The organism is Aquirufa nivalisilvae, from assembly GCF_003143535.1.
In the GTDB taxonomy this organism is placed as follows: Bacteria; Bacteroidota; Bacteroidia; order Cytophagales; family Spirosomataceae; genus Aquirufa; species Aquirufa nivalisilvae.
The window spans coordinates 2,298,925-2,312,260 of the sequence record NZ_CP029346.1; the positions used below are offsets into that span (position 1 = coordinate 2,298,925).

A 13,336-nucleotide genomic window follows, 5' to 3' on the forward strand; every position below is an offset into this window, starting at 1 on the left:
AACGTGTATAATCCTACATTACAACCCTTCATAGATTCCGTTAGTCAGTCGAAAAAATTAAGTAAATCGACGCAAGATCAATATTTCCTACATCGATTGATCGCCAATATAGATGATATACATGTCTTGTTTGCAGGCATTTATGGCCATTTACCTCAAGCAAAAGACATGTTTGGACAATTGATCCAAGTCCTATTTCAAGCCCATCTACAAAGAAGCCAGGCATTGAAAAATAGAGATGAAGTCAAAGAGAAAAAAGGGAAATGGTTTTTAAGTAATGAATTAACCGGCATGAGCCTCTATGTGGATCGATTTGCTGGAAATTTAGAAGGTTTAGAAAGTAAATTACCCTATTTAGAAGACTTAGGAGTCAACTTACTGCATTTGATGCCGCTGTTTAAAAGCCCTGAAGGTGAAAGTGATGGTGGTTATGCCGTAGAAGACTTTCGAGTAATAGAAAATAAACTGGGTACTATTGAGGATTTAAGAAAACTTCAAGCCCATTTATTAGAGAAAGATATGTACCTCATGATTGATATTGTACTCAATCATACATCGCACCACCATGAGTGGGCCAAAAAAGCAAAAGAAGGAAGCAAAGAATTTCAAGACTATTATTACTTCTACGACGATAGGTCCATACCAGATCAAATGGAAGAAACGATGCCTGAGATTTTTCCAGAAAGTTCTCCAGGCAGTTTCACTTTTCAAGAATCCGTTCAAAAATGGGTCATGACAGTATTTCATCAATATCAATGGGATTTGAATTACAGTAATCCTAAAGTCTTGATAGAAATGCTGGACAACTTACTTTTTTATGGCAATTTAGGTGTAGATATTGTTCGTATTGATGCCCCTGCCTTCATTTGGAAACAAATGGGTACTAGCTGCCAAAATCTTCCCGAGGCTCACCAATTACTACAATTAATAAAATTATGTACTGAAGTATCCACTCCAGGTATGGCCATTTTGGGTGAAGCCATTGTGGCACCTGCACAAATCATGGAATACTTTGGAAAAGACCGCTATGCAACTCATGAATGCGATTTTGCCTATAATGCAACACACATGGCACTACAATGGGATGCTTTAGCAACGGGTGATACAAGAATTATGCTAGAGGCTCAACATGAACTAGCAAAAAAGCCATTAGGAAGCTCTTGGATTACCTATACTCGCTGTCATGATGATATTGGACTTGGATATGACGACTACATGATTGCGAATGTTGGGTTCACTCCCTATTTACATCGATACTATTTAAAAAACTATTACGGAGGTCTACAGGAAGATTCCCCCGCATCGGGAGCGTTATTTGCCATTAATCCCAAAACACAAGATGCCCGAATATCAGGTTCCTTGGCATCATTATGTGGCTTAGAAAAAGCTTTAAAAGCTAAAGATTCGAAATGGATTGATGAATCCATTCAAAAAATTCTATTGATGGAGGCCCATTGCCTATTTTTGGGTGGAATTCCTATGTTATTTTATGGAGATGAAGCCGCATATACCAACGACTATTCTTATCTCCAAGACCCAGGCAAAAGCTATGATAACCGTTGGATGCACCGACCTGTCATTGATTGGGAAAAAAATAAACGGGTTAAGAAAAAAGGAACGGAAGAAAATAAAGTCTATACTTCCTTGAAGGAATTAATCTCCTTGCGTAAAAAGCTAAAGGTAGTCGCCGATTTAAAAAATTTAGAATGGCTTCCTTGCTCCAACAAATCCATAGTAGGATATGTACGATATATTGGGAGTGAGCGTGTCTATTTCCTATTTAATTTCTCCTCTTTGGAACAAACAATCCCTGTGCATGCCATAGAACCGAATAAGCAAAATAAAAACTGCCTTTGGTCTAAGAAACAAGTTTCACTAGAGAAAGGCAGTTTAAGTTTTCAACCGTACCAGTTTTATATCTTGGCGGATTCTTAGGGGATTTTTAGGTATTTTATAAAATTTTGTCCAAAGCACTTTTACCTAAACGGATGCTTTCAAATGCATCTTTAGGCATATCATGCTCTAGGAAGTAATGTTGCAAGCCTCCAATGGATGCTGCCTTAAAGATTGGCACGTAATTCACGATTCCTTGACCTACAGGTACTATATTTTTGAAATCTGTATCAAAGTCTTTGATATGGCAAAGAGGGAAACGACCTGGTTGTTTTTTGAATAACTCAACAATATTCTCTCCAGCTTTAGTAGCCCAGCCTAAATCCAATTCAAATTTCATTAAGTCAGAAGAAATTTGACTCGAAAAAACATCAAATGCCCGCTGTCCATCGATTAATTTAAACTCAGCATCGTGGTTATGGTAACAAAAAGTAAGTCCGGCTTTCTTAGCTAATTCTGCTGATTTACCTAATGTATCTACCGCCTCAGAAACTTCTGATTTCGATTCAATTGGGATGTTAGCACAAACTAAATATTTAATTCCAGCCTCAGCTACATTATCGACAATTTGGCTAGCATCAGTTTTCAATGTTAAAAACTTAGGCATTTTACTAGCATCAAAACCCGGACGAGGTTTCAATGGTGCTCCCATAACGTGATGAGAAACCCAGTTCAATCCCAAGTTATTGGTCAATGATTTAAATTCCTTACCCGTATAACCATAAAACATAGGCTTGAAACTAAAAGCAGACTCTAGCTCTTTTATTCCCAAATCAGCTACTTTCTTCAGATTTCCAGGTACGTCCTGATCAATGATGTTAAACAAGGTAAACAATTGAAGTCCCAAAGGTTTAGTTGTCAACATACTTTCCCAAGTAGCTGTTCTGGATAAAAATATAGAGGATGCTAGCAAGGAACTTGATTGCTGAATAAACTGTCTTCTTTTCATGATTTTCGGGTTTTATTGGCACAAGTATAATGTATTGTTTTGATACAATAAAATTTATTTCACAAGAATTTGCGATATGAGCTCAGAAAGAACGTTTGAAAGGAGAAAACCCGATAGCCCCTTTCTATTTATCCCCCTTTCTTTTTAATTTCACTATTCAAATTAAGAAAACCAATGAGTTCAAAAAATAAATTACGCGTATTAGTTGTAGGCTGTGGAAACATGGGAGCCTCACATGCCATGTCGTTTCATACGCACGAAGGATTTGAAATATGTGGTCTAGTTTCCACGGGGGAGAGTAAAGAAAAGTTAAATCAAGATTTAGGTGGTCAGTACGATTTATTCTCAGACTATATGGAAGCATTAGCCAGTACGAAACCAGATGCAGTGTGCATCTCTACCTATCCAGATACCCATGAAGCTTATTCCATAGCTGCATTAGAAGCGGGTTGTCATGTCTTTTTAGAAAAACCCATTGCTGATTCATTAGCTGGCGCTGAAAGAGTAGCCGAAGTAGTTCGTAAAACAGGCAAAAAACTCGTAGTAGGATATATTCTTCGTCATCATCCTTCTTGGATTAAATTCATTGATATCGCTAAGGAATTAGGAAAACCTTTGGTCATGCGGATGAACTTAAACCAGCAAAGCCATGGATATATGTGGGATGTACATCGCAATTTGATGAAAAGTCTAAGCCCAATTGTTGATTGTGGCGTACATTATATTGATGTCATGTGCCAAATGACTCGCTCTAAACCAATTCGTGTAGCTGCCATAGGCGCACGATTGACGGATGACATTCCTGCAGGTAATTACAATTATGGTCAACTTCAAATCCATTTTGAAGATGGTTCCGTAGGCTGGTATGAAGCAGGCTGGGGACCGATGATCTCTCAAACTGCCTATTTTGTCAAGGATGTATTTGGCCCCAAAGGCTCTGTTTCCATTGTGGCCAAAGATGCAGGTGGGGAAGGAAAATCAGATTCAGTTGAATCTCATACTAAAACAGAATCACTTCGTGTACATAAGTCCAACATCGATGCGCAAAATGAATTTACGCAAGAAGATGAATGGATCAATTTATTGGATGAGCCTGATCATCAAGGATTATGCGATCGTGAACAAGCTTACTTTTATGACGCTATCACTCAAAATTGGGATTTAACAGACCATGTAGCAGATGCTGTCAACAGCTTAAAAATAGCTTTTGCTTGTGATGAATCTGTCAAAACAGGTAAAATGATTGAGCTAAATTAATCGCTTAAAATTCAATATTTTAAAAGCCCAAGTATGATTCTCATGCTTGGGCTTTTTCTATTACTTTAAATAAGTGGCTAACCAATTTCGAATTTCTTGGTAATGAAAGCGAGAATTTTCTGCCTTCAATACCCAGTGATTCTCTTCTGGAAAAACAATCAACTTACTTGGCACTTTTTGTCGCTGTAGAATACTCCAGTTTTCCAACGTATTATTGATAGGCACACGAAAATCATTTTCGCCAACTGTTAATAGAATCGGCGTTTTGAAATTTGCGGCAAATCGCATAGGATTTTGTTCCTTCCATGTTTTAGTAGGAATCCAAGGTGCGCTGCCATTCATCAATTCTCTACTATAAACAAAATCCGATGTACCCCACTGTGCTTCTGAATTCACTAAACCTGCATGGGAAATCAAGCATTTAAAATGGCTTGTGGTAGCTTGCAACCAATTGGCTAAGTGCCCACCATAACTGGCTCCACTAGCTGCTTGCCGACTTCCATCTATAAAAGGATATCGTTTAATGGCATCATTAGCCGCATCCAAAATTTCTTGTCCTGGGCCTTTAAAGGGATCAAACTGTATGTCTTGAGCAAATTTTTCTCCATATCCTACAGAACCTGTATAATCTGTCATCACAATGACATATTCTGTGCCAGCAATCACATGGGGATTCCATCGATAACCATAAATATCTTTATAGGATGAGGCTGGCCCACCATGCATTAAAACTAACAAGGGGTATTTTTTTGTAGGGTCAAAAGAAGCAGGTCTCAAAAGAAAACTACGCACTTTTTTCCCTCGACTCTGCGTCCAGAATTCTTCTGGGTCTTTCACATCGTAGTTTTTCAACAATGCCTGGTTGGCATTTGAAATAGCCACTTCTTTATCCGTATGATGTACCAATACTTCCATGGGGCTAGCCATACTATTGTATTGATAAGCAAATATATTTTCTCTTTTAGATATGGATACTTGATTATAAGACCCCTGCTTTCCTCCTAAAACCGATTGATAGGATCCATCCTGTAATGAGATTCGAATCAAACGGTCGACTCCTTGGTCCTCAATACTAGCCAATATATAATCTTTCGAGACCTCCATTTGATTGATGGGACGATCCAGAGAGCTTAGCAATTCTGTTTTATTGGACATTTCTGGCCAAGTAAAACGATATAGACGACTCAGTTGATAAACCTTTGTTTGATTCAGGGGTGCACCTAAGGCTATGGCATATTTTCCGTCTTCAGAAAAATCAATCGAACTATAATCCCCTTGATCATCTACTAAAAGCTTTTCCTTGCCACCTTGAATACTAACTTGATAAATTTTCGAAATCGAATTTTGATAGGCTGTCGTATGAAGATCTATGGTGGCTGTAAAAACAACGGATTGTTGATCTGGAGCCCAAGTAAATGATCCCAATTGAAAACCTTTGGATTGAATTAAACTGATACCAGTGAATACATTTTGGATTTGTTGGGTTTTTAAATCGAGCACAAAAACGTGTGACTGTTTTTCATCCAACCAAGTATCAAAATAACGAATGGGAAATCCAGTGTATACTCTGGCTTTATACTTTAGTTTCTTCTTTTCTTCAGCATACTTTTTATTCAGTGAATCCGTAAACACTCCCGGGAACACTTTAGCTGAGAACAACACTTTATTCCCATCAGCACTTATTTTGGGGCTTCCAATACCTAATGAAAAACTACTTACTCGTTGGGCATCTCCCCCATTAGACAAGTCTAGTATGTACAATTGTGCGGATTCATCGCCTTCTCGCTTTGCAGTAAAAAACACTTTCCTCTCAGATGGGTGCCAAAAATAGTTGTCTTCGCCAGCCTTTGTCTGGGTGATTTTCCGAGGGGCTTGAGTTCCATCTGACGAAGCCAACCACAAGTCACTTGTATTGGATTCTGAATCATAAGAAACCGACTGTTGAGAATAAATAAGCCATTGACCATCTGGGCTAATTTTAGGAACCCCTACTCGCTTGATAGACATCATCGCTTCGTGGCTCAGCGTTTTCAAAACGGGTTGCTGCGCCCAAGTGGAGTAAACTGAAAAAATCAGTATAAAAGAGAGTGTTAACAATTTGTTCATAGATGAAGTTATATTAATTTGAAATGAATTTAAAAAAATCAACTAACTAAAACGAATATGAAGACTATTTACCAATGTTTGGTAGTATCTGGCTTATTATTAAGTTCAGGAAATCTGGTCGCGCAAAGTCCAGATAAATTCATTGATAAGGCCAATATGAACACGAAAGTGAAGCCTGGAGATGATTTTGCGGAATATGCTAATGGTACTTGGGTAAAGAATAACCCGATTCCTGCTAAAGAAACCCGATGGGGAAGCTTTAATCAATTAAGGGATTTCAACATCAATGCCGTCAAGACGATTCTAGAAGAGGCCAAATTGAATCAAAAAAATTACCCTGTAGGTAGTATTGAAAGACGTGTAGCTGACTTTTATTCAGCAGCCATGGATAGTATAACGATTGAAAAATTGGGATATACACCCATCAAGGCAGATTTAGACAAAGTAAATACCATTTCATCTAAGAAAGAAGTATTAGATGCTTTGGCACAATTTAGAATTTCAGGTATGGGATCTCCTCTATTTGGATTTGGAGTAGGTCAAGACAGGAAAAATGTAGAAAAAATGGTACCACAACTTTCTCAAGGAGGTACTACATTACCTGATCGTGATTTCTATTTAAAATCAGACGTTCGAAGCGCTAAAGTTCAGGAAGTATATAAAAACTACATCAAAACCTTATTTGAATTAGTAGGAAACCCCTCTGACCAAGCTAAAGCTAATGCGGACATAGTATTTGGAATAGAAAAACAATTGGCCAATGCCCAAATGTCCCGTGTTGAAATGCGTGATCCTTATAAGACGTATAACAAGTTTATTTGGAATGAATTTCAGCAAAAGACTGATGAAATAGACTGGACTACTTTTTTCAGTCAATTGAATGTGCCTAAGCAGGATTCCATTTTAGTTTCAGCACCTAAGTTTTTCGAAGAAGTCAATCGACTTGTTAAGGAAACTCCTGTCAATCAATGGAAAGTATATTTACAATGGTCCATTTTAAAAGGAGCCGCACCCAATTTAAGCAGTCCCTTTGTGAAGGCTAGTTTTAGTTTCAATCAATTATTGACAGGCCAAAAAGTCCAAACTCCACGTTGGCAGCGAATGTCCAGTCTAACAGATGGTACAATCGGTGAATTATTGGGTCAATTATATGTCAAGAACTACTTCAAACCTGAAGCGAAAGAACGCATGAAGGTCTTGATCGAGAATTTAAGAAAAGCCTTTGAAATCCGAATTCAAAAATTGGATTGGATGAGTGATGTAACTAAGCAAAAAGCCTTAGATAAATTACATGCCTTCACACCAAAAATTGGATATCCTGACAAATGGAGAAACTATGATGGTTTAGAAATTTCTGGCGATCAGTATTTTCAAAATCTCCGTAATGCCAGTGCTTGGAGCTTTAAAGAAAATATCAGTCAAGTAGGCAAAAAAGTAGACCGCAGCCGTTGGGGTATGACTCCTCCAACAGTAAATGCATATTATAGCCCAGTCATGAATGAGATTGTTTTCCCAGCAGGGATTTTACAGTTCCCATTCTTTGACCCCAAAGCAGATGATGCTGTAAACTACGGAGGCATTGGAGCGGTCATCGGACATGAAATGTCGCACGGATTTGATGATTCTGGCAGTAAATACGATAAGGATGGTACCTTGAGAAACTGGTGGACGGATGAAGACTTAAATAAGTTTAAAGCTAAAACGGCACTATTAGGAGCCCAATTTGATGCATATACTATTTTAGATACCATTCATGTCAATGGAAAACTGACTATGGGCGAAAATATTGGTGATTTGGGTGGTTTAAATATGGCCTATGAAGCTTTTAAAATGACGGATCAAGGAAAGTCTAAAAAGAAAATGGATGGATTTACCCCAGATCAACGATTCTTTTTATCCTGGGCACAAGTGTGGCGTGGCACTACCCTACCTGAAACAGCGGCTCAATTGATCATCACGGATCCACATTCACCGAATCAGTACAGAACGATTGGTGCACCTGTCAATATGGATGCTTGGTATGATGCCTTTAAAATCAAGCCAGGTGATAAATTATATAAGAAACCTGAAGACCGAATTAAGATTTGGTAATTGGTATTTGCTCTTGAATGTAATAGCCCCTGAGATTTCGGGGGCTATTTTTTTGTAGCTATATCAACTATTAATTTAAATCATGGTATTTATGAATGAGTCTTCGAATGAAATAATAAAGCCATTGAAATAGCTTAAAATAAAAACGAATGATATAAAAAAGAGTTGAAAGCAAGATAAATACTTGCCATAATAACATGCCATAAGTTGGTTTGATCATTTCGCGTAGCGAATTAGTGGCTGCAAGTACTTCAAATATCTACTACCTTTTCTAATCGAACTTGCAAGAAAATCAACCTGTAGGACATAAAAAAAGGGCTTGCCATCGGCAAGCCCTTTTGATACTAAATAGATTTCAAAACTAGTTTCCGATACCCGGATTAGTTTGTGTTTCTACTAATGGAATTCCATAAATATAACGTGGATCAGATGAAGGAATCACAGCTCCTGCACCAAATGAATTGATAGACTCACCTCTACGTAAGATATCGTTCGCACGGAAACCTTCCGCTAAGAATTCGATACGACGCTCAGTTAAGATCGCTTTTACCACATTAGCTTTAGAATCCAATCCTGTAAATACATAAGATGGATCAGAACGCTTATGAACAGCATTTAGAATATCGATAGCACGGTTGATATTGCCTCCTTCAGCTTCTGCTTCTGCCAAGTTCAATAACACTTCCGCATAACGAATGCTCGGTACAAAATCAATGTACGGAGATACACCGCTAAACTTAGTGGATGAAGGGAACTTCGCGATTGATGTAGTAGCTACTGTCAACTTCGTTTTACGATCATCCGTTGCTGCAAATTGTGGATTACTATAGATCCCCGTAGAACCTGTGTTCAAATAATACTCTACGTTACCCGCATTAAAGTAATATCCCAATTGGTTTTGAGTACCTGGAGCATTGGTTGCATCCATTGGGAAAGAGAAGATGGATTCAGTAGAAGTATATGGTGCTTTGAAAACAGATGAAACATCTGCTTGCAAGGTGTGTGCCACACGTGCATTGGATTTATATGGAGCAGTAGAAGAAACAATCTTATTCGCTTCTGTAATCACACCTGCATAATCTCCTTTAGCTAACAACACGCGGGTTTTCAAGGCAATAGCCGAGTTTTTGTGCGCGCGAGTTGTATTCAATAAAGCGGATGCATAGCTATCTGGTAGCTCTGTTTCTGCTTCATTCAAATCCTTCAGGATTTGATCGTAAACTTGAGCTACGGTACTTCTAGCCAAGTTATTATTAGCGGAGGAAGTTTCACCCTTCAAACGTAATGGCAAACCTGCCGAAGCACCTTTATCCAAGATATAAGGCTTAGCAAAGAATTGTACCAAAGAGAAGTATGTCAAAGCACGGATGAATTTTGCTTCACCACGGTAATTCGCTGCCAAAGCCGATGAAACTGCATTCGGATTAGCCGCAAGACCTTCCAAGAACAAATTGGCACGGTTGATAGTCAAATAACCTTGGATCCAGAATCCAGCTAAATAAGTATCCGATGGATCTTGGTTACCCTGATAGGTAGAATAACCTGTAACCGAGTTTGTAGTACGGTTAACAAATTCTTCGGCACGAATATCATTATAAATCAAGTAACGACCACCAAATAAGCTACCACTTTTAGCTGATCCGTATATACCATTTATTTGTGAAAGCACGCGAGCGGGGGAATTAAAGACTGTAGCATCAGACAAGTCTAATTCAGGGACTGCATTAAGAAAATCCTTACTGCAAGAGGAAACTGTCAAAGCTAATGCAATGGTCAGATATCCAATTTTGTTTGTGAATAATTTCATTTTATATATCGTTTAAAATTATAAACCGATGTTAATACCAAATGTGAAAGCTCTAGCTTGAGGGATGGTATTTCTTTCAATACCAGAAGCTAAGTTAGAATCTCCATTCGATGAGATTTCTGGGTCAACCCCTTTGTAAGGTGTCCAAAGGAACAAGTTCGTAGCTTGCGCATAAACGCGTAAACTAGTAATTCCTAAACGACTCAAATCAGCTGGGATTTTGTAACCCAAAGTAGCTGTTTGCAAACGTAAGAAATCTCCTTTTTGGATGTTCGCATCAATCAAGAATGAAGAACCATTGGATACGTTATCTCCGTAAACTGCACGAGGAATCTCCGTGATATCTCCTTCTTTTTTCCAAGAACTCAATACATCAGTGGAGTTATTCCAAACACGTTGGTCACGTAAACCAGCTTGAGATCCGTTGTAAATATAGTTTCCTCCAGAGAAAGTAAAGTTCAAGGCTAAATCAAAACCAGCATATTTCAAAGTGTTGTTAAATCCTCCGTAGAAAGTAGGCAAGGTATTTCCTAGGATTTGTTGCTCCGAAGAAGGAGAAGTTGTAGCCTTACCATCTAAGGTAGTCCAAGCTAAAGCTCCACCTAAATGTTGATATTGCACTTGAGTACCATCTCTTTTAATAAAGATACGACGACCATTGGCAGGGTTAACTCCTCCCGTTTTCACACCATAAATTTGAGCTGCTGAATAACCTACTTTCGTAATAGAAGTTGCCTCCAAACCCGACGTATTAGTCAAAATTGGAGTGTTGGCATCTACTAATGAAGTTACCATGTTTTCGTTAGTCGCAAAATTCAAGCTAGTGTTCCAACTGAATTTACCCGTATTGATTGGAGTAGCAGTAATGGCTACCTCAAATCCTTTGTTATACATCGAACCTACGTTAGCTAAGATCGAGTTCCCAGGAATACCTTTTGAAGGAGCTTGTGGCACGTTCAAAATCAAATTGTTGATATCCTTGTAGTAGTAGTTCGCTTCTAATGTGATCCGATCATTTAAGAAACTTACGTCGATACCTACGTTGGTTTGTGCTGAAGTCTCCCATTTTAAATCCTTGTTTCCTGCTTGGTTAAAGGATAAAGTTGGGACAGCCCCGTATAAACCAGAACCAAAGGTAGAGTAAGAACCATAAGCATTAGGAACATTACCATTACCTACTTTACCATAACTAGCTTTTAGTCTCAAGTTAGAAATGGTATTTCCTAAGTCCATGCCTTTGAAGAATTCTTCTTCAGAAACTGTCCAACCTAAAGATACTCCACCAAAATCACCCCAACGGTTTTCTGAAGATAAAGCTGAGTTACCATCACGGCGAAGGTTACCACTTACAAAATATTTACCTTTGAAGTTATAGCTCAAATTAGCAAAATAGGCTTCATAAGCTACTTGTGAGATACCATTACCTGCAGCTAGGTTTGTTCCAAAGTTTCCTTGAAAATCAGTAAAGAAGAAATCCGCTAAAGTTTGACGTTGCGCACCCCAGTTCAATACACGCGTTTTTTGGACATCAGATCCTACAATTGCTGAAATGTTATGTTTCTCCGCTAAAGTAACATTGTATTGTAAAGTATTAATCCAGTTCCAGTTATCAGAACGAGCCGTATTGTTATAAGCATCACCTGATGTAGACCAACCATCACCATTAAATGGGTTAAAGAAACGAATGTTCTCCGTATTTCTACGGTCCCATGAGTACGATGTCTTCGCACTTAAACCTTCAGCCAAACGAACTTCAGCACCTAAATTGGCAATCAAACGTGTATTTTCAGATGTAATCTTATCTAAATCACGAACAACAGCTGGATTAGGAAACTGAGCAGGTAATAAGTTGTTCAAACGACCTACTGTGTTGTTTTCTAAGTTATAAGAACCATCGGGTAAATAAGCGGGCAAGTTGGGAACTTGAGCAACCGCAATACGACCTAAACCAGATGTATTGAAAGCGCCACCTGCATTAGATCCAGACATGGGAGCTTTGTTGTATGTATTGGAGTAATTGAAATTAGCTGTCAACTTCAACCATTTCGTAGCTTGGTGGTCCATATTAAAACGACCCGAGCGACGTTGAAAACTGTTGCTTCTCAAAAAACCATCTTGGTCAGAATATCCACCTGAGAAATAATAGGTTGTTTTATCATTACCGCCTGAAATAGTCAAGTTATGATTTTGAGATACACCAGTTTGATATACTTCTTTATACCAATCTGTATCGATTAAACTTCCATCTGGGTTGTAATTTGGCAAAAAAGATTTGTTTTCCGAATTACGTTGCGTGGATGTAATCGCATTAGGATTCAATAATAAGGCATTAGCAATCGCCATATTCTTGTGATCCATGTATTGTTGTGCGTTTAAAACCTTAGGTAAACGTACGGCTTGACTTACGCCTGCCCAAGAATCAATGGATACCTTTGCTTTACCTGATTTACCACGCTTAGTAGTAATCAATAAAACACCTGCGCCAGCACGCGAACCATAAATAGCAGCAGAGGCAGCATCTTTCAACACGTCGATCGACTCAATATCCGATGGGTTAATATCAGCTAATGGGTTGTTTGTTGTTGAGTTAGCAGATACGTTATCTGTACTAATAGGTATACCGTCAATAACCACCAATGGGAAAGAGCTCAAAGATAATGAGCTAAGACCGCGAACGCGAATTACTGGAGGGTTGTTCAACAAACCATTAGGTTGCGTGATGTTCACACCGGCTGCTTGACCTGTTAATCCTTGCGAAAAACTTTGTACGGGTCTTTCCGCAATCGTAGCAGCTTTGATGGTTGAAGCCGAACCGGTAAATTCCGTTCTTTTTCTAGTACCATAACCTACTACAACTACCTCGCTTAATTGCTTAACATCTGAAACTAAAGATACGTTAACAACCGAACGATTTCCAACCGCAATAGTTTGGCTGGTGTAACCAACAAAACTGTAAACTAAGGAAGCTCCATCTGCAACTTGAATACTGTATGAACCATCTGATGAAGTGGTGGTTCCGCGCGATGAACCTTTTGCGCTTACACTGACACCGGGCAAGGCACTTCCATCATCGGATGAGGTCACCTTCCCTGTAACCTGTTTCATTTGAGCTATCAATGGGGCACACGAGACCACCACTAATACCCCAAGGAGTAATAGTTTTTTCATTTTTTTTAGTTTGATTAATGAGAAATAAGTTAAAGGAGTTTTCCGCTGGAAGGCGTAAAATTCCG

7 protein-coding genes are annotated in these 13,336 nt (G+C 38.6%); 3 read left to right on the forward strand and 4 right to left on the reverse strand.

What is annotated here, in order from left to right:
* The first annotated feature begins 3 nt into the window (after nt 1-3).
* Complete coding sequence (locus HME7025_RS09860) at nt 4-1,935, forward strand: amylosucrase (RefSeq protein ID WP_109323470.1); 1,932 nt, start codon at nt 4-6, stop codon at nt 1,933-1,935.
* A 16-nt stretch (nt 1,936-1,951) separates the two neighbouring features.
* Here HME7025_RS09860 and HME7025_RS09865 read toward each other — a convergent pair whose 3' ends face one another.
* Entirely contained in the window at nt 1,952-2,842 is an 891-nt protein-coding gene (locus HME7025_RS09865; protein ID WP_226998209.1) for a sugar phosphate isomerase/epimerase family protein, read from the reverse strand.
* A gap of 174 nt (nt 2,843-3,016) precedes the next feature.
* On the opposite strand from HME7025_RS09865, the gene HME7025_RS09870 reads away from it, so the two are divergent.
* Nucleotides 3,017-4,099, forward strand: coding sequence for a Gfo/Idh/MocA family oxidoreductase (locus HME7025_RS09870; protein WP_109323472.1), 1,083 nt, complete (start codon nt 3,017-3,019; stop codon nt 4,097-4,099).
* Between the two features lie 60 nt (nt 4,100-4,159).
* On the opposite strand, the gene HME7025_RS09875 is transcribed toward HME7025_RS09870, so the two are convergent.
* Nucleotides 4,160-6,205, reverse strand: coding sequence for a S9 family peptidase (locus HME7025_RS09875; RefSeq protein WP_109323473.1), 2,046 nt, complete (start codon nt 6,203-6,205; stop codon nt 4,160-4,162).
* A gap of 57 nt (nt 6,206-6,262) precedes the next feature.
* Between HME7025_RS09875 and HME7025_RS09880 the strand changes: the two genes are divergently transcribed.
* The gene (locus tag HME7025_RS09880; RefSeq protein ID WP_109323479.1) at nt 6,263-8,296 is read left to right on the forward strand and encodes a M13 family metallopeptidase; all 2,034 of its coding nucleotides are present in this window, start codon (nt 6,263-6,265) and stop codon (nt 8,294-8,296) included.
* A 361-nt stretch (nt 8,297-8,657) separates the two neighbouring features.
* Here HME7025_RS09880 and HME7025_RS09885 read toward each other — a convergent pair whose 3' ends face one another.
* Nucleotides 8,658-10,103, reverse strand: coding sequence for a RagB/SusD family nutrient uptake outer membrane protein (locus HME7025_RS09885; protein ID WP_109323480.1), 1,446 nt, complete (start codon nt 10,101-10,103; stop codon nt 8,658-8,660).
* A gap of 18 nt (nt 10,104-10,121) precedes the next feature.
* Nucleotides 10,122-13,271, reverse strand: a complete 3,150-nt coding sequence (locus HME7025_RS09890; RefSeq protein WP_109323481.1) for a SusC/RagA family TonB-linked outer membrane protein — start codon at nt 13,269-13,271, stop codon at nt 10,122-10,124.
* Nucleotides 13,272-13,336 lie beyond the last annotated feature (65 nt).

Excerpts from the sequence above, each read along its gene's own strand:
- HME7025_RS09865 (WP_226998209.1), bottom strand. The coding sequence starts at position 2,842 with ATGAAAAGAAGACAGTTTATTCAGCAATCAAGTTCCTTGCTAGCATCC.
- HME7025_RS09870 (WP_109323472.1), top strand. The coding sequence starts at position 3,017 with ATGAGTTCAAAAAATAAATTACGCGTATTAGTTGTAGGCTGTGGAAAC.
- HME7025_RS09875 (WP_109323473.1), bottom strand. The coding sequence starts at position 6,205 with ATGAACAAATTGTTAACACTCTCTTTTATACTGATTTTTTCAGTTTAC.
- HME7025_RS09880 (WP_109323479.1), top strand. The coding sequence starts at position 6,263 with ATGAAGACTATTTACCAATGTTTGGTAGTATCTGGCTTATTATTAAGT.
- HME7025_RS09885 (WP_109323480.1), bottom strand. The coding sequence starts at position 10,103 with ATGAAATTATTCACAAACAAAATTGGATATCTGACCATTGCATTAGCT.
- HME7025_RS09890 (WP_109323481.1), bottom strand. The coding sequence starts at position 13,271 with ATGAAAAAACTATTACTCCTTGGGGTATTAGTGGTGGTCTCGTGTGCC.